16 protein-coding genes are annotated in these 21,596 nt (G+C 70.0%); 7 read left to right on the top strand and 9 right to left on the bottom strand.

Annotated features, from left to right (window positions below):
• The first annotated feature begins 416 nt into the window (after positions 1-416).
• The gene (locus AB0K14_RS07990; RefSeq protein ID WP_360459714.1) at positions 417-1,208 is read left to right on the top strand and encodes a hypothetical protein; all 792 of its coding nucleotides are present in this window, start codon (positions 417-419) and stop codon (positions 1,206-1,208) included.
• 1,353 nt (positions 1,209-2,561) lie between these two features.
• On the opposite strand, the gene AB0K14_RS07985 is transcribed toward AB0K14_RS07990, so the two are convergent.
• Genes AB0K14_RS07985 through AB0K14_RS07975 form a run of 3 tightly spaced genes read right to left on the bottom strand, consistent with a single transcriptional unit; the run spans position 2,562 to position 6,769 of the window.
• The gene (locus tag AB0K14_RS07985; protein WP_360459712.1) at positions 2,562-4,769 is read right to left on the bottom strand and encodes a family 43 glycosylhydrolase; all 2,208 of its coding nucleotides are present in this window, start codon (positions 4,767-4,769) and stop codon (positions 2,562-2,564) included.
• An 11-nt stretch (positions 4,770-4,780) separates the two neighbouring features.
• Entirely contained in the window at positions 4,781-6,511 is a 1,731-nt protein-coding gene (locus tag AB0K14_RS07980) for a carbohydrate-binding protein (protein WP_360459711.1), read from the bottom strand.
• A 21-nt stretch (positions 6,512-6,532) separates the two neighbouring features.
• Positions 6,533-6,769, bottom strand: a complete 237-nt coding sequence (locus tag AB0K14_RS07975; RefSeq protein WP_360459709.1) for a hypothetical protein — start codon at positions 6,767-6,769, stop codon at positions 6,533-6,535.
• Between the two features lie 838 nt (positions 6,770-7,607).
• On the opposite strand from AB0K14_RS07975, the gene AB0K14_RS07970 reads away from it, so the two are divergent.
• The 6 genes from AB0K14_RS07970 (at position 7,608) to AB0K14_RS07945 (ending at position 15,774) form a co-directional block, all read left to right on the top strand.
• Positions 7,608-9,407 carry a rhamnogalacturonan lyase gene (locus tag AB0K14_RS07970; RefSeq protein ID WP_360459707.1) on the top strand — a complete coding sequence of 600 codons (1,800 nt, stop codon included), beginning with the start codon at positions 7,608-7,610 and terminating at the stop codon, positions 9,405-9,407.
• Positions 9,408-9,457: 50 nt separating this feature from the next.
• Positions 9,458-10,777 carry an RICIN domain-containing protein gene (locus AB0K14_RS07965; protein WP_360459705.1) on the top strand — a complete coding sequence of 440 codons (1,320 nt, stop codon included), beginning with the start codon at positions 9,458-9,460 and terminating at the stop codon, positions 10,775-10,777.
• Positions 10,778-10,870: 93 nt separating this feature from the next.
• The gene (locus tag AB0K14_RS07960) at positions 10,871-12,334 is read left to right on the top strand and encodes a GDSL-type esterase/lipase family protein (RefSeq protein WP_360459704.1); all 1,464 of its coding nucleotides are present in this window, start codon (positions 10,871-10,873) and stop codon (positions 12,332-12,334) included.
• Between the two features lie 225 nt (positions 12,335-12,559).
• Positions 12,560-13,489: a sugar ABC transporter permease gene (locus tag AB0K14_RS07955; protein WP_360459702.1), complete on the top strand. Its 930-nt coding sequence runs from the start codon at positions 12,560-12,562 to the stop codon at positions 13,487-13,489.
• 62 nt (positions 13,490-13,551) lie between these two features.
• Positions 13,552-14,361 (top strand): carbohydrate ABC transporter permease, encoded by an 810-nt coding sequence (locus tag AB0K14_RS07950; protein ID WP_360459730.1) that lies wholly within the window; start codon positions 13,552-13,554, stop codon positions 14,359-14,361.
• 72 nt (positions 14,362-14,433) lie between these two features.
• Positions 14,434-15,774, top strand: a complete 1,341-nt coding sequence (locus tag AB0K14_RS07945; protein WP_360459700.1) for a sugar ABC transporter substrate-binding protein — start codon at positions 14,434-14,436, stop codon at positions 15,772-15,774.
• A gap of 174 nt (positions 15,775-15,948) precedes the next feature.
• On the opposite strand, the gene AB0K14_RS07940 is transcribed toward AB0K14_RS07945, so the two are convergent.
• The 6 genes from AB0K14_RS07940 to AB0K14_RS07915 form a co-directional block, all read right to left on the bottom strand.
• Positions 15,949-16,896, bottom strand: coding sequence for an arabinan endo-1,5-alpha-L-arabinosidase (locus AB0K14_RS07940; RefSeq protein ID WP_360459698.1), 948 nt, complete (start codon positions 16,894-16,896; stop codon positions 15,949-15,951).
• Positions 16,897-17,358: 462 nt separating this feature from the next.
• The gene (locus AB0K14_RS07935; protein ID WP_360459697.1) at positions 17,359-18,279 is read right to left on the bottom strand and encodes a sugar kinase; all 921 of its coding nucleotides are present in this window, start codon (positions 18,277-18,279) and stop codon (positions 17,359-17,361) included.
• Positions 18,276-18,884: a bifunctional 4-hydroxy-2-oxoglutarate aldolase/2-dehydro-3-deoxy-phosphogluconate aldolase gene (locus AB0K14_RS07930; RefSeq protein WP_360459695.1), complete on the bottom strand. Its 609-nt coding sequence runs from the start codon at positions 18,882-18,884 to the stop codon at positions 18,276-18,278. The genes AB0K14_RS07935 and AB0K14_RS07930 overlap by 4 nt, the downstream gene beginning before the upstream one ends.
• A gap of 20 nt (positions 18,885-18,904) precedes the next feature.
• A complete protein-coding gene (gene dgoD / locus AB0K14_RS07925) occupies positions 18,905-20,050 on the bottom strand; it encodes a galactonate dehydratase (protein ID WP_360459693.1) in 1,146 nt (381 codons plus the stop codon).
• Between the two features lie 32 nt (positions 20,051-20,082).
• A complete protein-coding gene (locus AB0K14_RS07920) occupies positions 20,083-20,838 on the bottom strand; it encodes an SDR family NAD(P)-dependent oxidoreductase (RefSeq protein WP_360459691.1) in 756 nt (251 codons plus the stop codon).
• A complete protein-coding gene (locus tag AB0K14_RS07915) occupies positions 20,835-21,545 on the bottom strand; it encodes a FadR/GntR family transcriptional regulator (RefSeq protein WP_360459689.1) in 711 nt (236 codons plus the stop codon). The genes AB0K14_RS07920 and AB0K14_RS07915 overlap by 4 nt, the downstream gene beginning before the upstream one ends.
• Positions 21,546-21,596: the final 51 nt, after the last annotated feature.

Raw genomic sequence — 21,596 nt, 5'->3', positions numbered from 1 at the left:
TGCTGTCCGACGATGGGTCACTCCGCAAGGCGATCGCGATAGGTAGGCCAGAGTTCGTTCGACCACCCATCCGCGGGGCAGCACAGTGAGGTACGGCTGCTGCGGGCGTTGGACGAATTCCGCCCGCCGGTCGAGAATCCCGCGGACCCAGTCAAGCGCGGGGGCGTCAAGGTCGTGCCAGGTGTGCTCATCGCGGCGGTCGCCGTCACAGCGGCGTTGGCGCGCACGCGTGGACGATGACGACGGCGTGGAGGCGGTCTCGACCGGCTGCCCGTGGTGGTCGCGGTTCTGCTGGCGATGGCATGTCTGTCGGCGACGTCGCTGTCGGTGCGAACGCTGATCGCAAACGGCGACGAGGCAGGTGCCGCACAACTCGTCCGTACCGCCGTGTGGGGACGATGATGGGTGGTGTGACGATGGCGGTGTTGCTCGTGGGCGTGCTTGGGCACGGCCTGCTCGTCGCGGTGGTGCTGTCCCCGCTGTGGCTGACCTGGTTGAGGGAACGCCTGCGGCGGGCCGCGGCGGCGCGGCGTGGCCCCGTGCTGCCCGACGACCTGCCGGTGGATTACACGATCGCGGTGCTGGCGGGTGGGGACGGCCGGACGTGGGACGTGGCCGTGACCCGGCTGCACGCGCGTGGCGCCGTCACGTTGGCCAAGGGGGAGACCTGGGTCGAGATCACCCCGACGCCCGGGGCGGAAGCCGAGGACGACTTCGAGTCCAGGGTGCTCGGCGCACCGCGGGACACCGGCACCGAGGACCGCATCCTGAACGCCCTGGTCGACGCAGACCTGCTGCGCCGGGACGGTTACGAACGATTCCGGTGGGCGCCGTTCGCCCTGGTCGGTGCGATGCTCGTCACGGCGGGGCTCGCCGTCCTGCTCATCGCCACCACCCCATACGCGGTGAGCGCCTTCTACATCCTGCTGGTCCTGGTCCTCACGGTGGGCGGCCCCACGGCCCTCACCAACGCGACCGACGAAGTCCACTGGGCGCACCGCTACGCCACGACCGCACGCGGCCGGGAACACGCCAAGACCCTCGCGGAAGCCAGGGAAGGACCAGCCGTGGCGGTTGCGTTGAACGGTGTGACCGACGGCCACCCCGACCGCGAGGTGGGCGCACTGTTCCGCCTGCCCCCGCCCCCGCCCCCGTCCCCACCCAGGAGCGAACCGGACAACTTCGGCGGGATCGGCGTGGGCGTCTAGTGCGTTGACCACATCAGGTTCGCCGGGTTGGTCAGGCTGCTCGTGGTCGGCCCCGGCGTCGGTCGCGTTCGCTGCGGATGCGTGCTCGGTCGCGGCGCTGGACGTCGGGGTGGTAGGCGTTGGCGTTGCGCCAGCGCAGGTGTTCTCGGAGCTCGCGGGCCGGAACGGTGTGGTCGGGGTGGTTCGAGTTGGTGATGACCAGGGTGCGCTGCGGTCCGAACTGCGGCTCGATGGGTTGGCCCAGGAGGCGTAGGTCGGCGTCAGGCAGTTCTCGACGTTGTTGTCGGCGACCGAGTAGCAGCCGTGGAAGTGACGGATGCCGTGGGTGCGCCGGTAGGTCGTCGGCAAACCGTCGGACCGCTTGCGCGGCGCCCAGCCCGAACCGTGGTGCGGGCGGACCGACAGCGGCCCGAACTGGTCGAAGGCGAAACACCGCTTCGGGAACCGGGTCAGCACCTCGTCGACACGGTCGAGCTTGGCGTCGAAGTCCGAGTCGTTCGAGGTCTTCCAGGTCCGGGTGCGTCGGAGGCTGGCCCCGTGTCGGTGCAGGATCTGCCGAAGGCGCTCGTGGCCGATGCGCACCCGGCGATCGGGGTTGTGGTGCAGGTGGGCGGCGAGGTTGCGCGCGCTCCACCGGGTGAAGGGCGGGCCCCGCCCTCGTGGGGCGGGCCTTGCCGTCGTCGCGACGAACGCTTCGTCGTCGGGGCCGATCAGGCGGGGACGGCCTCCCGCCCGGCTGGCCAAACCGACGAGCCTGGGCCGCGCCCAGGCCGCTTCGCTGCCTTTGGCCCACATCACCTCTTACCACGGTCTGGTCGAGCCGGCCCGCCTGCAGCCGGGTGAGCGGGTACTGATCCACTCCGGGACCGGCAGCGTCGGCCAGGCCGCCCTGGAGATCGCCCGCCGGCGCGGAGCCACCGCCTACGCCACCGCCGGCAACGCGACCAAACGCGACCTGCTGCTCAAAGTCGGTGCCGCCGGGGGTCGCCGACTCCCGCTCCCCCGGTTCGCGGAAGAACTCCTCGACCGGCGCAGGGTGACCGCGCCGGGGTCGACGTCGTGCTCAACACCCTGGTCGGCGACGCCGTCGAGGAGAACTTCGCCTGCTCAACCCCTCCGGCCGCTACGTCGACATCGCCAAGAACGACATCGCCGCAGGCCGCCCGCTGTCCGCTCACTCCCGCGACGGGCCGGGCGCGACGCCGTCCCGTTCCCGCGCTTCGAATGCCCTTCTTTGTGATTCCGTCCACCCACCCGGGCGGAAGGGCCCACGGGAAGCGGTCGACTCGGTGCGCGCCCCGGCGCGGGCACCCGGTGGTCCCGGATGCCCGCGCCGCTGTTCGGTGGGTGGTCTCAGCCCGTTGCCACTCCGACGTCGAGGTGGTCGACGTTGGGCAGGCCCTCGGTCGCGGTGGGTTCGAGTCGGATGGTGTTGCTGCCCGCGTTCAACTGGGCGGTGAGGGACTTGGTGGTCCAGGTCGTCCACGCGCCGGTGGCCTCGAACGAGACCGTGCCGACCGTGGACCCGTTGACGACGACGTTCGCGGGTCGCGCGGTGCCGCTGCTGCTGCCGTTGGCGAACCGGACCGCCAGCGCCGCGGTGCCCGCCTGCGCCGCGTCGACGGTGAACTGGGCGTAGGCCCCGACGGCGGCGGTGCCGTTGCAGAACCCGGTGCCGGAGAAGCCGGCCTGGTTCGAGTCGATCGTGCCCTGGCACACGGCCGGCGCCGTCTCGGCCTCGTAGCGCCGATCCGTCGACGGCACACCACCGTCGGTCCTGACGAGCGACAGCTGGTCGACGATGACGCCGCCCGAACCCGACGCCCGCACGGTGACGGTGGCGGCTCCACCGGGTAGCGCGATGCCGGTGAGCTCGCGCTTGGCCCAGCCGCTCGACGACGGGATGCTGAGTGTGCGTTGGCTGCCGTTGGCGCCGGTGATCACGACCTGTCCGGCACTGCCCCGAGCGTGCGAGGACAGGGTGTAGGTGCCCGCGGGCACCGATTCGATCCGCTGCTCGACACCGCCGCTGTTGCTCACCTGGAGGGCGAAGCGTGACCCGTTCACACCACCGTTGACGTTGGTCACCGAACCGCCGAGGTTCCGCCATCCCCGCACACTGGACACGATGATGCGGTCGGCCTGGATGTCGGGGTTGAGGATGTAGTTGTTCGCCGGACCGACACGCCACTCACCGGTCGTGATGTTGAACTGCCACTGGCTGACCGAGTGGAACTGCGGCCGTGCACCGGTCTTGGTGATCGGCACCCACTGGTTGTAGCCGATGCCGTTCCAGGCGAAGTCGGCCCAGCGGTCGCCCGCGTAGATCACCGTGTTCTGCTTGGTGCCCTTCACGGTGACGAAGAACCCGGTCTGGGTCACGTGGCTGTAGTCCATCTCGGTACCGGGGAGGACGAACTCACTGGAGTAGGAACCCTGGATGTTGCTGCCGGTCGACTCGTTGACGTAGTTGACCGAGGTGTTCCAGCCGTGCAGGGCCGAGGCGGCGTGGTAGTACTTGCCGTCGAGCTTGAACATGGCGTTGCCCTCGCGGCCGTCGCCGCGGCGGATCTCCACGCCCGGCTCGATCCGCAGCGAGTCGGACTCGCGGAACTTGCTGACGAAGCCACGGGAACGTCCTTCGCGGTTGGAGAAGATCAGGTAGTCCTTGCCGTCCTCGTCGGTGAAGACGGTCTGGTCGCCGGTGCCGGTCGTCGGGGAGTTGACGACCTGGCCCTGGAAGTAGCCGTAGGTGAAGTTGCTCGTGGGGGTGTTGCCCTGCAGGAGCAGCACCCCGTGCGCGCCTCCGACGTAGGCCTGGGTGGCGAGCACGTACTTGCCGGTGTTCTCGTTGTACGCCACCCCGAGCCGCCCGACCCACCCTGTCGAAGCCATGGTGTTGCCGTTGTGGATCGCGGTCGAGCGCGTCGCGACCCGGTTCTCGAACTTCCAGTTCACCAGGTCCCTGGACGAGTACACCGGGATCGACACGAACGAGACTTCGCCGTCGTACTTGCGCGTCGGGTTGGCCCGGTAGCTCTCGGCACCGCGGTAGTGCACGCCGTACCAGTAGTACGTGTCGCCGAACTTGAAGACGCCGCCGCCCTGCGAGTAGATGGGGTTGCCGGCCGTGTCGTTCCAGAAGGTGTTGTTGGTGATGGTCTGGAACGTGCCCTCGTCCGCAGCCTCCAGCTCGCCGGCGGCGGTGACCACGGCCGTCTTCGCCGCGGCGGCCTCCGTCGCGCTCGCCGAGGGGTTCTTCGCGACTTCATCCGCCGTGGTCAGCGCCTTGGCGAAGGGTTTCCAGGAGTCGGTGGTGTACTTGGTCGGGATGCGCGTCCGGTAGTCGGCGACCGTCTTCTTCAGACCGTGGGGATCGTCCGCCGCGTCCTCGACGCCAGGAGCGTCCTGGGCTGCCGGTGCGACCGCGGCGGCCGGGGCGGCTTCGGCGACGGGCTGCGCCGCGGCCGCCATCGACTGCGGTGTCAGCACCGACGCGAACAGCAGTGCGGCTGCGGTCAGGACGCGCCGTTTCAACGGCGTGCGCGATGTTCTGGTCATCTTGGTGCCTTTCACAGGGTGAGGTGATCGATGTTGGGCAGGCCGTCCGCCGCGGTCGGGTCCAGTCGGATGGTGTTGTCGCCGGCGTTCAGGGAGGCGGTGAGGGTCTTGGTGGACCAGGTCGTCCAGCTGCCGGTGGCCTCGAACGTGACCGTGGCGACCGTGGACCCGTTGACGACGAGGTTCGCCGGTCGCGCGGTGCCGCTGCCGTTGGCGAAGCGGATGCCGAGCGTCGCCGGGCCGGCTGTCGTCGCGTTGACGGTGAACTGGGCGTAGGCGCCCACGGCGGGGTTGCCGTTGCAGAACCCGGTGCCGGAGAAGCCGGCCTGGTTGGAGTCGATGGTGCCCTGGCACACCGCCGGTGCGGTCTCCGCCTCATAGCGCGACGGCGGTGGCGTGCCGCCGGACTGCTCGAAGGCGCCGAGGTCCGGCGCCGACCCCTGGTAGGGCAGGCCGACGTTGGTGCCCTTGTCGATCAGGGTGCTGTTCGCGGCGAGGCGGAGGTTGGGCAGCACGGGCAGGCTGCCGTCGGCCTGGCGTGGAGCGTCCCAACCGGATGTCGAGACGCTCTGGAACTGCGCGTCGGACAGGGGCAGGCCCAGGTTCCAGGAGTTGTTCGAGGCGCTCGTGCCGGTCATGTTCGCCGTGGCGGTGCCGTTGTAGGCGATGTTGTTGCGCAGGTTGCCCCGGCCGACGGACGCGCCGCTCGAACTGATTCCCCGCATGTCGAAGTTGGGGTGGTTCCCGTAGCCGGTGTTGTTGAAGTAGTCGTTGGCCACCGGGTGGTGGTTGGAGTAGAAACCCTGCGCCTTGTTGAGCAGCGCCACCGAGAAGCGGACGGTGTGCTTCACCGCGCCGGCGTCGTACTCGGCGCCGAAGCCGCCCACCTTGAAGCCTGCTCCGTTGCCGGAGGGCGTCGTCGTCCCCGGCACGTACCCGTTGCGCCAGGACCACGAGTTCTCGATGATCACGGGCGAGTAGGTGGAGATGAGGTCGTAACCGTCGTCGGCGTTCCACCACGCGCGGGAACCCCGGAACACGTTCGCGGGCCGACCGGCGGGCGTGTAGTGCGCACCGAACCCGTCGGCGTTCTCGCCGGGACCGTCCGAGCTGCGCAGGTCGTAGTTGTCGTGCGAATCCGTGTTGAGGACGAGGTTGCCGCCGCCACCGTTGATGAACAGGCCGGTTCCCATGTGGTGGTGGGTGTTGAGCAGCTCGAAGGTGTTGTTGCTACCGGAGACCCAGATGCCCCAGGACTCGGCGTTGAGGTTGTTGTTCTGCGGCACGCCGGTGACTTCCAGGCCTTTGAGGTGGAGGTGGCTGCCGGTGACGTTGAAGCCCTTGATCCGGCAGTCGTCCCGCATGGCCGAGAAGGTGAAGACCGGCTTCTCGCCGGGGTGGGCCCAGTAGCGGATGGGGTTGCCCGAGGTGCCGCTCTTGTTCAGGGTGATCGCGTCGACCCGGGCCGTCCGACTGGCACAGGCCGTCGTCGCGCGGGTGTAGGCGTAGGTGCCGCCCCGGAAGTAGACCGTGTCCCCCGCCGTGGCGACGGCCTGCGCGCGGGCGATGGACGCCCAGGGCGCGGCCTGTGTTCCCGCGGCGCTGTCGTTGCCGTTGGGTGCGACGTAGTAGGTGTTCCCGGCCGCTGCCGCCGTGCCGGGCACGATCGCGGCGCTCAGGGCGACGATCACTGAGGTGGCGGCGACCCGGCGAAGGGTCCGCCACCGTGGTGTGGGTTGCATCGGGATGTCCTCCGTCGGGAGTCACACGTTGAGGAAGCCGTCCATGGCGGCGTTCGGCCTGCGGGTGCCCGGGTCCCGGGCGGTGCCGGCGTAGCCGGTGAACGGTGAGTAGCCCTCGGGCTCCCAGAAGAACGTGCCGAGGCCGCCGAAGCCCTTCTGGCCGGTGATGAACTGCCGCAGCCCGTCGCGGACCTGGTTGGCCTGGGCCGGGTTGCTGATGCTGTCGTTCATGGCGCGGCCAGTGCCGTACGCGGTCATTCGATCTCCTTTGATCGAGTGCGAGCAGGGGGCGCGGCGGCAGGACTGTGAACGTGCACCGTCAGGTCGTGCTGTGCGCGGCGTTGGCCGTCCCAGCGCAGGCAATCGCGGTCCGGGCAGGCTGTTGCGGCGCAGCCGACAACAACACGTGGCAGCGCGGGGCCCTGACGGCGCGGCGACCTTGACCGAGCGGCTATCGGCATGGTCCGCGACGCGGTGAGGCGAACACGCTTCCGGTACGCCCGACCGACCCGGTGTGCTGAGTCAGCGGTCCGCCCCGACCGGAGCCGTAGGCGGCGGTAGTGTAAACGTTTGCACGTCTGGGGCTCAGCTTAGAGGATCGCCCGACGCTGTCAACAGCCTGTCGTCCGTAATCCGTGTGACCGCTGGACATCGGCATCGATCCCGTCTGACCCACCGCAGCCACCTGAAGGTAAACGTTTACACCGGTCGCACCGTCGGGCAGCGCCGCACGCAGGTTCCCGCAGTCTCCAGGACATTGTGGACCGGCGCCGGACCGATGGATCCGGATCGAGTCGACCCATCCTGGGTGGACCTGGGTGCCGCACTGTCGAACATTCGACGGAAGCGTCCGTTTGCCACGACCAGGCTGACCCGCTCGGGCTAGTGCATGGGAACGTGCACAGCCTGTTGGGACGCGTTTGTCGTGTTCTATCAAGGAAGTTGGCGTGTTTACATACGTGATGAGTCCGGTTACTGTGCACGTTCACAGGCCTCACCGCCATCCACCGTCCGCCGCCGCGGGTAGCAACGATGCAACTCCGACGAACGGAAATCCGCCATGCACAGATCAACGTTGATACGTGCACTGCTGGTCGTGACGTCATCGGTCCTTGTGGCCGGGACTGTGGCCCACCCGACCGCGGGAGCCGCGCCCGATGTCCCGCAGGCCGAGAGACTGGACCGCGGACTCATCAGCGTCCACACGGGGAAGGGCAACTTCGTCAGCTGGAGGCTGCTGACCGGTGACCCCCGGGGGACGGCCTTCAACGTCTACCGCGACGGCCTGAAGGTGACGTCCAGCCCGATCACGCGGACGAACTTCCAGGACCACGGCGCACCGGCGAGCACCATCTACTCGGTTCGTCCGGTGGTGAACGGTATCGAGCAGGTGAGTGCCGCTTCGGTGGAGCGCTCGCTGCGGATGTCGGCCCACACCGATGGCGAAGTGGGTGTCACCGCGAGCACGAGGGACGTGCCGTTGCAGATCCCCGCCGGTGGTTCGACGCCGTCGGGCAGCTTCACCTACGAGGCCAACGACGGCAGCGTCGGCGACCTGGACGGTGACGGGCAGTACGAGATCGTGCTGAAGTGGCAGCCGACCAACGCCAAGGACAACGCGCAGGCCGGCTACACGGGCAACACGATCCTCGACGCCTACAAGCTCGACGGCACCCGGCTGTGGCGGATCGACCTGGGGCGCAACATCCGCTCGGGCGCGCATTACACCCAGTTCCAGGTGTTCGACTACGACGGTGACGGCCGGGCCGAGGTGGCGATGAAGACCGCCGACGGCACCCGGTCCGGCACCGGCCAGGTGATCGGCAACGCCAGTGCCGACCACCGCAACTCCAGCGGTTACGTCCTGACCGGCCCGGAGTTCCTGACCGTGTTCCGCGGCACCGACGGCGCCGTCCTGGACACCGAGAACTACGTGCCGGGACGCGGCAACGTCGCCGACTGGGGCGACAACTACGGCAACCGGGTGGACCGGTTCCTGGCCGCGACGGCGTATGTGGACGGTTCGCGACCGAGCATCATCATGGCACGCGGCTACTACACCCGTGCCGTGGTCGTGGCATGGGACTTCCGCGGCGGACAGTTGACCCGGCGCTGGACCTACGACTCCGGCCGCGGTGGCGCGTACGGGCAGGGCAACCACAACCTGTCGGTCGCCGACGTGGACGCCGACGGTCGTGACGAGATCGTCTACGGCTCCGCGACGATCGACGACAACGGCACCCTGATGTACAGCACCGGCCTCGGCCACGGCGACGCCATGCACGTCAGCGACCTCGTACCGAGCAGGCCCGGCCTGGAAGTGTTCAACGTCCACGAGTGGACCAGCTCACCAGCCATGGACGTGCACGACGCACGGACCGGCGCGTTCCTCTACCGGGCACCGTCGTGCGGCTGCGACACCGGTCGCGGGGTCGCGGCGGATGTGTGGGCGGGCAACCCCGGCGCGGAGATCTGGTCCTCGTCGGTCGGCGGGCTGCGCAGCGCGGCCAACGGCAACCAGGTCGCCGCCCGCAAGCCCGGCTCGCAGAACTTCGTGATCTGGTGGGACGGCGACGCCCAACGGGAGCTGCTCGACGGCACCCAGATCTCCAAGTACGGCACAGGAGGCGACACACGCCTGCTCACCGGCTCCGGCGTGGCGTCCAACAACGGCACCAAGTCCACCCCCGTGCTCCAAGCCGACATCCTCGGCGACTGGCGCGAAGAGGTCATCTGGCGCACCGGCGACAACCGCGCGCTGAGGATCTACTCCACCACCGACCCGACCACCATCAGCCGCCCCTCGCTGATGCAGGACCGCCAGTACCGACTGGCCGTCGCCTGGCAGAACACCGCCTACAACCAGCCACCCCACCCCGGCTTCGCCGGCCCGTGACGCCGCTCGTCCCGATTCCCGCGACCATCCCTGCACCATAGGAGTCATCCATGACCATGCAACGGCGGACATTCCTCAGCGTGAGCGCGGCCGGAGCGGCGGGCGTCGGCCTGGGCCTGCTCGGCGTGGGCCAGGCGCTCGCCGCCCCCGTCGGTTCGCTGGCCACGGCGCCGACCACGCCGTTCGCGGTCGGCGTGCGCCGGTACAACTGGACCCGCGGCAGCCGCCCCTGCACCACCTACGTCTACTACCCCGCCACCGGCACCGCAGGCGGCAACCCCGTGACGGACGCGCCGGTCGCCAACGGCGTCTTCCCCGTCTACAACATGACCCACGGCTACGGCAGCAGCCCGCAGAACTCCCTGTTCATCATCCGGGCCCTGGCCTCGGCGGGCTTCATCGTCCCCGCGCCGCACTTCAACCACAACTTCACCGACGTCAACAACGGCAACACCTCCAAGGACGTCTCCCAGGTCATCACCAACACCCTCGCCCTCAACTCCAGCGGACCACTGGCCGGGCACATCGACACCTCGATCGGCGTCGGCGTCGCCGGCCACTCCCTGGGCGGCATGGTCACCCACGGCCTGCTCACCTCCTGGCCCGACAGCCGCATCATCTCCGCCAACCCCCAGTCCTGCGTCGACATGGGCAACCCGTCCTCCTCGGTCAACGCCAAGGTCCTGTTCGTCCACGGCGACCGCGACACCACCACCCAGTACTCCTCGGCCCGGCAGGCGTACACGGAGATGACCTGGCCGAAGGCGTTCCTGACCTTCGTCGGTGGCAGTCACACCAGCTTCTGGAGCGACCAGCGCTTCCCGAGGACGGTCGTCGACTGGGCCCGCTGGACCATGTACGGCGACACCGCCGCCCGCGACCGCCTCCCCGCCGACGCCTCCGGCTCCAACACCAGGTGGGAAGCCCAGCTCGGCACCACACCCACGGTGCCCGGCACCTACACCCTGGTGGCCCAGCACAGCGGCAAGGCCGCCGAGATCAACGGCGCCTCCACCGCAGCCGGCGCGGCGCTCGTCCAGCGGACCGTCACGAGCGGCACCCACCAGCAGTTCGAGTTCGTCGCCGCCGCCGACGGCCACGTCCGCCTCAAGGCACGCCACAGCAGCCTGTTCCTCCAGCCCACCGGCACCACCAACGGCGCGAACGTCGTCCAACAGGCCGACTCCACCGCCACCGGCCAGCAGTGGCGCGTGGTCGACCACGGCAGCAGCGTGGTCAGCCTCGTCAACCGGGAGTCCGGCCTGGCCTTGGACGTCTGGGAGCACTCCACCGCCGACGGCGCCCGCATCTCCCTCTACACCTACAACGCCGCCAGCCCCAACCAGCGCTTCACCCGCCGCAGCGTCTGACCAGGTGGCGGGGCTCGGCCGGCCCTACCCGGCGAGAGCCGGCCGAGCCCCGCGACGCCTTCCGGCGATTCGACCCCTGCATTGGAGTTCATCTTGCTCTCACTGAGAAAGCGCGCCGTGCTGCTCCTCACCGGTCTGGCCTCGGTCGTGGCCGGTGTCGGTGTCGTCATGCCCTCGGCCGCCTCCGCGGCAGCGACCCGCTACGAGGCCGAAGCCGCACCCGCCACCTGCGACGGCTCCATCGGGACCAACCACACCGGCTACTCCGGCAGCGGGTTCTGCGACGGGCGCGCCGCGGTCGGCGCGGCAGCCCAGTTCACGGTCAACACCGCGTCCGCGGGAACCGCCACGCTCAACGTCCGGTTCGCCAACGGCGGCACCGTCGCACGTCCCGTCGACGTCGTCGTCAACGGCGCCACGGCCCAGTCCGTGTCGTTCGAGCCCACCGGCACCTGGTCGACCTGGTCGACCCGATCCCTTCCGGTGCAGCTGAGTTCGGGCGGCAACACCGTTCGGCTCAGCCCGACCGGCGCCAGTGGTCTGCCCAATGTGGACTACGTCGAGCTGGAACTCGGCGACGGCTCGCCGCCCGGTCGGCCCGCGGAGTGCACCGGCACCTCGCCGATCAGGTGCCACTTCGCCGTCCCGCCCGGCAATTACACGGTGACGGCGTGGGTCGGCGACCGCGCCTCCGCCGGCAACACCTCGATGTCGGTGGAGGCCCGGCGGCGCATCCTGCCCGCGGTCGACACCGCGGCAGGCACCATCACCCAGCACGTCTTCACGATCAACGTGCGACAGCCCGAGGGCCAGCCGACCGGCCAGGGCGGCACGGGCACCCCGGGGTTGACCGTCACCTTCGCCGGCACGGCCCCCAAGCTCTCCGGCCTGACCGTCCAGCCCGCGACCGCCCCGCTGGCCGTGTACCTGGCCGGGGACTCCACCACGTGCGACCAGTTCACCGCCCCGTACACCGGGTGGGGGCAGATGCTGCCCGCACACGTGTCCGCCGGCGCGGTCATCGCCAACTACGGCGACTCCGGCGAGAGCTCGGGCAGCTTCCTCAACAACCCGGCCCTGTTCCCCGCGGTGAAGCCGCTGATCAAGCGGAACGACCTGGTCCTGATCCAGTTCGGGCACAACGACAAGTCCACGTCGGCGTCCGCCTTCCGGAGCAACCTCACCTCCATGGTCAACCAGGTGCGGGAGAAGGGCGGCGTTCCCGTCCTCGTCACCCCGCCGGTGCGACGGCAGTTCAGCGGAACCCAGCTCAACTCCACCGCCCTGCACGTCAACGGCCTGGGCGTCAACCTGCCCTCCGAGATGCGCAACCTCGGCTCCGCGCTCAACGTCCCGGTGATCGACCTCACCGCCAAGAGCGAAGCACTCGTGGAGTCGATGGGCCCCACCAACTCCGCCCAGCTCTTCCTCCGCCAAGCGGTGGACGGGGTCACCGACAACACCCACTTCTCCGAGTACGGCGCGGCGAAGATGGCCGAACTGGTCGTCCAGGGCGTCCGCGAACGCAACCTGCCCCTGGTCGGCTACCTGCGCTGACCAAGCAGACACCCTCCGGAGTTGTGCTTCCGGCTCGTGATCCGATGCCCGGCTACCGGCGTTCGTCGCGTCAGCGCTGGTGTCGCCAGGACGATCCGGCCGGGTGGAACTGGTCCACCCGGCCGGATTCGCGGCTTGGGCCGTGCCCGGTGCCGGATCGGATCCCGGTACACCGAGCGCTGCCGAGCGACCCGAACCTCACGCCAGCAAGGAGAACGGACGATCATGTCGGTCGCGGTTCCCGTCGAGGCGTCACCCCGCGCGCGGCGGTCGGGGCGCTCCGGTCGCACACGCGTCGAGCGGAGGGGTTGGCTGTTCGTCGCCCCGTTCCTCGCTGTGTTCGCCCTGGTGTTCCTCGCGCCGATCGCCTACGCCGTGTGGTTGAGCCTGTTCCGCGAACAGGTCTTCTTCGGCGGCACGACCTTCGTCGGGCTGGACAACTACGCCGCCGCCCTCGGTGACGACAAGTTCTGGTCGGCGTTCGGGCGCGTGCTGCTGTTCCTGGTGGTCCAGGTCCCGGTCATGCTCCTGCTCGCGCTGGTCGCGGCCCTGGCCATCGACAGCGCCCGGTTGCACGCCGCCGGGTTCTTCCGGATCGTGATCTTCCTGCCGTACGCGGTGCCCGCCGTGGTGGCGGCCCTGATGTGGGGCTTCATCTACGGCGACACCTTCGGCCTGGCCGCCGACCTCAACAACCTGTTCGGGCGGCCGGTCGTGCGGCCGCTGTCGGACGACTGGATCCTCGCCTCGATCGGCAACATCGTGACCTGGGAGTTCGTCGGCTACAACATGCTGATCCTCTACTCGGCGCTCAAGGTGGTGCCGCGCGACCTGTACGAGGCAGCGGCCATCGACGGCGCGGGCGCGTTCCGGACCATCCTGAGCATCAAGCTGCCCGCGATCCGCGGCGCGCTGGTGATCGCCACGATCTTCTCGATCATCGGCAGCTTCCAGCTGTTCAACGAGCCCAACGTGCTGCGCACCCTCGTGCCGAACGTGATCACCACGTCCTTCACGCCCAACATCTACGCCTACAACCTGTCCTTCGGCGGCCAGCAGTACGACTACGCGGCCGCCGTCGCGATCGTCATGGGCGTCATCACCGCCGTCATCGCCTACGTCGTGCAACTGCGCGGCGCGCGGAAGGACGCGTGACCACCGTGGCATCCGCAGGTTCGTTCCTCAGGCCCCGCAAGTCGGTCACGCTGACCGTCGTCATGACGGTGTACCTGGTCTACACGCTGGTGCCGCTGGCCTGGCTGCTGATCAACGCCACCAAGACCCAGCGAGCCCTGTTCACCACGCCGGGGCTGGCCTTCGGCGGCACGTTCGCGCTGTTCGACAACATCGCGGAGACCTTCACCTACAACGACGGCATCTTCCTGCGCTGGCTGGGCAACACCCTGCTCTACGTCGTCGTGGGAGCGGGCGGCGCGACCGTGCTGGCCACCGCCGCCGGCTACGGCCTGGCCAAGTACCGGTTCCGCGGTCGCAACGCGGTGTTCGCGGTGCTGCTCGGCGCCATCGCGATCCCCGGCACCGTGCTGGCCGTGCCGACGTTCCTGCTGTTCAGCGCACTCGATCTGACCAACACGCCGTGGGCGATCATCATTCCGTCGCTGATCAGCCCCTTCGGCCTCTACCTGGTCTGGGTGTACGCCACCGAAGCGGTGCCGGACGAGCTGATGGAGGCCGCCCGCATCGACGGCGCGGGCGAGGTCCGGATCTTCCTCACCGTCACGCTCCGGTTGCTCGCGCCCGGCATCGTCACGGTCGCGTTGTTCGCCGTGGTGTCCACCTGGAACAACTACTTCCTGCCGCTGATCATGCTCAGCGAGCCGGACTGGTACCCGCTGACCGTCGGCCTGAACCAGTGGAGCGCCCAGGCCAACGGCGCCGGCGCCCAGCCGGTCCACCATCTGGTGATCACCGGCTCGCTCATCACCATCACCCCGCTCGTCGTGGCGTTCCTGCTGCTCCAACGCTTCTGGCAGTCGGGCCTGGGCGCGGGCAGCGTCAAGCAGTAGGCCCGCACCCGCGGTCCCACCCGGTCGCCACGCCACCTCACCGTTCCCATGCCCGCCGTGAAAGGACCGCACATGTCACCGACCAGGCGTCCCTGGAAGGTCGCCGCCGCCCTAGCTGCCGCGCTCGTCACCGTCTTGTCCGGCTGCACCTCCGGCGGCGGCGCGGCGCCGAACGGAGCCACCGGCACGCAGGACGCCGTCGACGCGGCGCTGCGCGAAGGCGGCGAGATCACCTACTGGAGCTGGACCCCGTCGGCCAAGGCCCAGGTCGAGGCGTTCCAGCGGGAGTTCCCCCACGTCAAGGTCAACTACGTCAACGCGGGCAGCGGCAACGACCAGTACGTCAAGCTCCAGAACGCGATCAAGGCGGGTTCGGGTGCGCCCGACGTCGCCCAGATCGAGTACCAGACGCTGCCGCAGTTCGCCCTGCCCGGCTCGCTGGTCCCCCTCGACCAGTACGGCTTCGGCGCCTTCGAGGACGAGTTCACCCCGTCCACCTGGAACGCGGTGAAGGTCGGCGGTGTCCTGTACGGCGTGCCCCAGGACTCCGGGCCGATGGCCCTGTTCTACAACAAGCAGGTCTTCGACCAGTACGGCATCGCCGTGCCCAAGACCTGGGACGAGTACGTCGACGCGGCCGAGAAGCTCCACGCGGCGGACCCGACCAAGTACATCACCTCCGACGTCGGCGACGCGGGCTTCGCCACCAGCATGATCTGGCAGGCGGGCGGACGGCCGTTCAGCACCGACGGCAAGTCGGTGAAGATCAACCTCCAGGACGAGGGCACCGAGAAGTGGGTCTCGACCTGGAACCGGCTCGTCGAGGGCGAACTGATCGCCCCGATGGCCGGCTGGACCGACGCCTGGTACCGGGCGTTGGCCGACGGCACGATCGCCACACTCCCGTACGGCGCGTGGATGCCGGGCATCCTGCAGTCCTCGGTGCCCGACGGCGCCGGCAAGTGGGCCGTGGCGCCCATGCCGACCTACGACGGCAAGCCGGTGACCGCCGAGCACGGCGGCAGCACCCAGGCGGTGCTGAAGCAGAGCCCCAAGCCCGCGCTCGCGGCGGCCTTCGTACGCTGGCTCAACCACGGCAACGGCATCAAGCCGTTCCTGGAGAGCGGCGGCTTCCCCGCCACGAAGGCGGATCTGGACGCCCCGTCGTTCAAGGACGCGGAGTCGGCGTACTTCGGCGGGCAGAAGATCAACCAGGTGCTCACGGCCGCGGCCGGCCAGGTCGCGCCGGGCTGGAGCTACCTGCCCTACCAGCTCTACGCCAACAGCATCTTCGGTGACACCGTCGGCAAGTCCTACAAGGAGAACACCGACCTCGCACCGGGCCTCGAAGCCTGGCAGGAGGCACTGGTGGACTACGGCACCCAACAAGGTTTCACCGTCACCACCGGATGACCTCGTTCGCCGGCCGACGCCCTGCCGGCCTGCGAACACGCGGAGGTGATCCCGCCCGGCAGCGTCGCAGTGCCCACCAGACCAGTGCGGTCCGCCACCGTCGGCGTGGACCGCGCTGATGATCAGTGTCGAGGTGTGCTCGCTGCGACGCCGCTCGGGCGGGTGGTCGTGCGGTCAGGAGAGGTAGGGCCAGCCTGCGGAGTCGAGCCTGAGCAGGTTGATGCCGAGCAGCGACGCGCCGTTGTCGGCGTAGTAGTGGTAGACGAGGACGTCGCCGTCGCTGTCGGCGAGCACGTCCTGGTGGCCGGGGCCGTGGATGCTGCCCTGGCCCGCGAGGATCTCGGTACCGCCGCCGGAGGTCAGGGCGCGACCCGCGCGGTCCACATAGGGGCCGGTGACGCTGGTGGAGCGGCCGACCATCACCCGGTAGGTGCTCGCGGCGCCCTGGCAGCACCGGTCGAACGACACGAACAGGTAGTAGTAGGAGCCGCGCTTGACGATGTTCGGCGCCTCGATCGCCCCGCCGTTGCGACCGGCGATGGAGCGCACCGTCGAGTCCGACCGCAGGCCGGTGGACGGGTTGAGCGCGATCATCTTGATGCCCGACCAGAACGAGCCGAAGCTCAGCCACCAGCGGCCCTGGTCGTCGACCACCAGGTCGGGGTCGATGGCGTTGAAGTTGTCGCTGGTACGGGACTCGACCACGAGGCCGCGGTTGGTCCACGTGCCGGAGTTGCCGCTGGGGCTGGTGGCCAGGAAGATCGCCGACCGGTTCGAACCGAACGTGGAGGCCGAGTAGTACATGTAGTACTGGCCGTTGTGGAAGGACAGGTCCGGCGCCCACAGGTGACGTGAGTTGTTGGTGTAGGTGTTCGCCCACGGCGTGCCGTTGGGGAACGCCGCACCGGCGTTGCGGAACGCGGTGCGGTCCGCCGAGGTCTTCAGCGAGATGCCGTTGCCGGTGTGGGCGACCAGGTAGCTGCCGTCGGCGCGCTTGACGGTGGTCGGGTCGTGCACACCGATGTCACCGGTCACCCGACCGGGCGCGGGATACGCCGATGCGGAGGGTGCCGCCACGACGGTGGCGGCTATGACCACCAGACCTGTCAGAACGCGTTTCATCGAAAAGACCACGATGTCCTCGATTCCAGGCGAGTGGAAATGGCGGTCCGGGCTTGGCACGGCAGCGCAGTCGCCCCGTCGAGCGGCGAGGACGTGGTGCGACGACAGCGCGTATGTGCCGACGACCCGGAACGGCCCCGGCGGTCTGCGTGGTGCTCGATCACCGACCGCCTGAGCGTGTCAGCACGATAACGACGCCGATACCCGTCTAGCAAGAGGACCTGTTATCGTTAACACCCTTTGTGCAATCGAATCGTTCGACAGTCGAATGGTGTTCGACGTGTCGAACAGGAGTTGTAGATGTCGAATTCAATCGAATCGACGTCTACAAGATCCAGTATTGTTAGCGCTCACACTTGGCCAAGCGGTGACTGCGCACCGGCTTACGAGTGGAGGCCCGCCCCTCCGAACGGCGTCGAGCTCGGCGGGTCCACGACCCGGACCCCGCGGGCAGGGCACTGGTCAGCGCAGCGCCACCCCGTCGCCCGCCACGAGCAGGGCCAACTCGTCCTTGGTGGGCAGTCCTTCCCAGTCGCCGGTGGCCATCACGGCGAACGCACCGACCGCGTTGCCCCGGGCCAAGCGCTCCTCCGGCGCCAGGTCGTCGAGCAGTCCGGACAGGTAACCGGCGGTGAAGGCGTCGCCCGCGCCGATGGTGTCGACGGCGGTGACGCGGTGCGCGGGCGCGGTCCAGTCCCCGTCGCGGGTCCGCACGGAGGCGCCGTCCGCGCCGTGCTTGGTCACCAGTTCGGCGACGCCGGCCGCCATCAGCGGCTCGGGCCCGCCCACGAGGTCGAGCTCGTCCGGCGAGCCGATCACCACATCGGCGTTCCGGGCCAAGGGCGAGAGCACGGCGGCGGCGCGGTCCGTCGACCACAGCTTGGCGCGGAAGTTGACGTCAAACGACACGGTCCACCGTCGTTCGCGGGCATGGGCCAGGGCGGTGTGCACGGCGTCGAGCGCGGTGGCGCTCAGGGCCGGGGTGATGCCGGTGAGGTGCAGCAGGCGCGCGCCGCAGTCCGAACCCGCCGTCACGTCGTGGCGGTCCAGGCGCGACCCGGCCGATCCGGCGCGGTGGTAGAGGACGCGGGTGACGTCCGGGGTGCGCTGCTCGAACAGGATCAAGCCGGTGGGTGCGTCCGGGTCGCGGACGGCAGCGGAGACGTCGACGCCCTCGGCGCGCAGGGTCCGCAGGACCAGTTCGCCGGGCTCGTCGGCGCCGACCCGGCCGACCCAGCGCGCCGCGTGGCCGAGGCGGGACAGTCCGATCGCGACGGTCGCCTCCGCGCCGGCGATCGAGGTGCGGGCGTCGGCGCCGAGCCGCCACGTGCCGCGTGCGCGCAAGGACATCATGGTCTCGCCGACGAGCACGACGTCGGTCATGACACCGCCCGGAGGAAGCGGGCGGCGCGGTCGGCCAGCGCGGACAGGTCGCCTCCGTCGGCGGCGTCACCAACCAGCGGGCCGCCGACGCCGACGGCGAGCGCGCCGGCCGTGAGGTAGCGGGCGACGTCGTCGGCGCCGACACCGCCCACCGGCACGAACGGCACACCGGGGAACGGGCCGCGCAGGGCGGCGAGGTAGTCGGGCCCGTGGGCCGAGGCGGGGAAGAGCTTCACGGCCGCGGCTCCGGCCGTGACGGCGGCGTGCACCTCGGTGGGTGTCAGCGCACCGGCCAGCACGGGCAGGCCCAGCTCGATCGACGCGGTGACACCCTCCCCCAGCGCCGGGGTGACGGTGAACGTGGCGCCGGCTTCGCGGGCTCGGCGGGCGTCGTCGGCGGTCAGCACGGTGCCCGCGCCGATCCACGGCCCCAACCCGGCCAACCGTTCGAGCACGGTGAACGCGTCGCGGCTGGTGAGCGAGACCTCCAGCACCGCCACGCCGTGGTCGAGCAGGGTCTTGGCGGTGTCGACGCACGCGCCGGGGTCGTTGCCGCGGATGATGGCGAGCAGCCGGTGCTCGGCCAGGGCGTCGGAGATGCTCAAGGTCGTCCTCTCGATCAGTGTCACCACTCCGCGAACGAGCCGTCGTCGTGCCGCCACAGCGGTGGTCGCCACCGGTGGCCGACGGCGTCGGCGCGCCGCACCTCGTCCTCGTCCACCTCGATGCCCAGGCCGGGGGCTTCCCACCGGCGGATCACGCCCTCGGGGAACGCGAACGGCGTGCGGTCCACCACGTAGTCGAGCAGCTCGGCGTCTCGGTGGTAGTGGATGCCGACGCTCTGCTCCTGGATGAGGAAGTTGGGCGTGGCGAAGGCGACCTGGAGGCTCGCGGCCAAGGCGATCGGGCCGAGCGGGCAGTGCGGTGCCAGCAGCGCGTCGTGCGCCTCGGCCAGCGACGCGATGCGGCGCACCTCGGAGATGCCGCCGGCGTGGGACAGATCGGGTTGGGCGACGGCGATCCCGGCGCGCAGCACCGGCAGGAAGTCCGCGCGCGAGTACAGGCGTTCGCCGCAGGCGATGGGTACGGGGCTGGCGTTCACGATCTCGGCGAGCCGGTCGCCGTGCTCGGGCAGGACGGGTTCCTCCACGAACAGCGGGTGCAGGGGTGCCAGTTCGGGCAGCACGCGGCGTGCGGCGGCGGTGCCGAAGCGGCCGTGGAAGTCCACGGCGACGTCGCGGGTGTCGCCGATGACCTCGCGGACGGCGGCCAGCCGGGCGACGACCTCGGCGACCTCGGCGCGGTTGGGCAGCCGTCCGATCCGGCCACTGGCGTTCATCTTCACCGCGGTGAGCCCGGCTTCGACCTGTGCCGCGGCGGCGTCGGCGACCTCGGTGGGCTCGTCGCCGCCGATCCAGCCGTAGACGCGGACCTCGTCGCGGACCGCGCCGCCGAGCAGTTGGTGCACGGGCACGCCCAGCGACTTGCCGAGGATGTCCCACAGCGCCTGGTCGACACCTGCGACGGCGCTGGAGAGCACCGGTCCGCCGCGGTAGAAGGCCGACTTGGTCATCAGCTGCCACAGGTCCTCGATGCGGCGCGGGTCCGCGCCCAGCAACAGGTCCGACAGTTCACCGATCGCGGCGCGCACCGTCTCGGCACGGCCCTCGACGACGGGTTCACCCCACCCGACGACGCCCTCGTCGGTGGCGACGCGGCAGAAGAGCCAACGGGGTGGGACCAGGAAGGTCTCGACAGCGGTGATCTTCACGCGGTGCGCCTTCTCTCGGGGTCGGGGACCGGTCAGGACGAGGTCTTGTAGACGCTCCAGCCGCCGTCGACCGGCACCGAGGCGCCGGTGACGAAGGAGGCGTCGTCACCGACCAGGAAGGCGATGACGGCGGCGACCTCCTCGGCGCGGCCGAGGCGGCGCACGACGGTCTGCTCGGCGCTGGCGCGGCGGTCGTCCTCGTCGATGTCGGCCCAGGCGGCGGTGAGCACGGGTCCGGGCAGCACGGCGTTGACCCGCACCTCGGTCCCGTACTCGGCGGCGAGCTGACGGGTCAGGCCGGTGAGTCCCGCTTTGGCGGAGGCGTAGGCGGCGCGGCCGGGCAGGCCGATCAGGGCGTGCACCGAGGAGGTCAGCACCACCGCGCCACGCCGCTCGCGCCGCAGGTCGGGTAGGCATTCCCGAACGCCGAGGAACGCGCCGGTGAGGTTGACCGCGAGCTGCCGTTCCCAGGATGCGGTGGTGGTTTTGTGCGCGGGTCGCACGTCGACGGTGTAGGCGTTGTTGACCAGCACGTCGACCGGCCCCAACCGCTCCCGGCACGTCCGGACCGCGTCGGCCCAGTCCGCCTCGGAACCGACGTCGCAGTGCAGCGCTGTCGCCGATCCGCCGGCGGAGGTGATGGCCGATGCCACGGACCGCACCTCCGGGGACACGTCCAGCAGCGCCACGGCCGCGCCGTCGCGGGCAAGGCGGTGCGCGGTGGCCTCCCCGATGCCCCGGGCCGCGCCGGTGACCACGGCGACGCGCCCGGCGAGTGGCCCGGTCACCGGCGTTCCGCGGGCGCGGCCATGTTGTCGATGTCCTCCAGCGCCTTGGCCAGCAGGTCGAGCATCGCGAGCTCGGCACGCGGGGCGTCGCCGTCGCGCACCGCGTCGAGGACGGCGCGGTGACTGGGCACGGGATCGTCGACGTCGGTGTGGGCGTGGACCAGGCGGTCGCGGGCGCGCAGGCCGGGTTCCAGGAGCAGGTCCATGCGCGCGAACAGCTCGTTCCCGGTCGCGACCAGGAGCGCGCGGTGGAAGGCGGCGTCGGCTTCCGCCGCGGCCGTCGCGTCGTCACCGGCCGAGGCCATGGCGTCCAAAGCGGCGTCGAGCGACGTCAGGTCGGCTTGCGTGCGGCGCAGGGCGGCGCGGTGCGCCACGGCGGGTTCGATGACGGACCGCAGGTCGGCCAAGTCCCGCAGGACGCGTTCGGCGTCGCCGCCGTCGATGCGCCAGTCGATCACGTCGGCGTCCAGGAGGTTCCACGCCGAGCGCGGCCGCACGAAGGTGCCGCGCTTCTGCCTCGCGTCGACCAGGCCCTTGCCGGTCAGCACCTTCAGCGCCTCGCGCAGCACGGTGAGGCTGACGTCCAGTTCTTCCCCCAGTGCGCGGAGGTCGAGGACGTCACCGGGCGCGTAACGGCCCCCGACGATGCGCGAGCCGATGTCCTGCACGACCTGGTAGTGCACCCCGCGGCCGGTGTAGCGGGCCATGTTGCTCCTCCCAGCGGTGGTTGGCGACAGCCTACCAAGTCATCATTATTT

The sequence above is a fragment of the Actinosynnema sp. NPDC050801 genome (assembly GCF_040673975.1).
In the GTDB taxonomy this organism is placed as follows: Bacteria; Actinomycetota; Actinomycetes; order Mycobacteriales; family Pseudonocardiaceae; genus Actinosynnema.
This window is presented reverse-complemented; position numbering and strand designations above follow the sequence as displayed.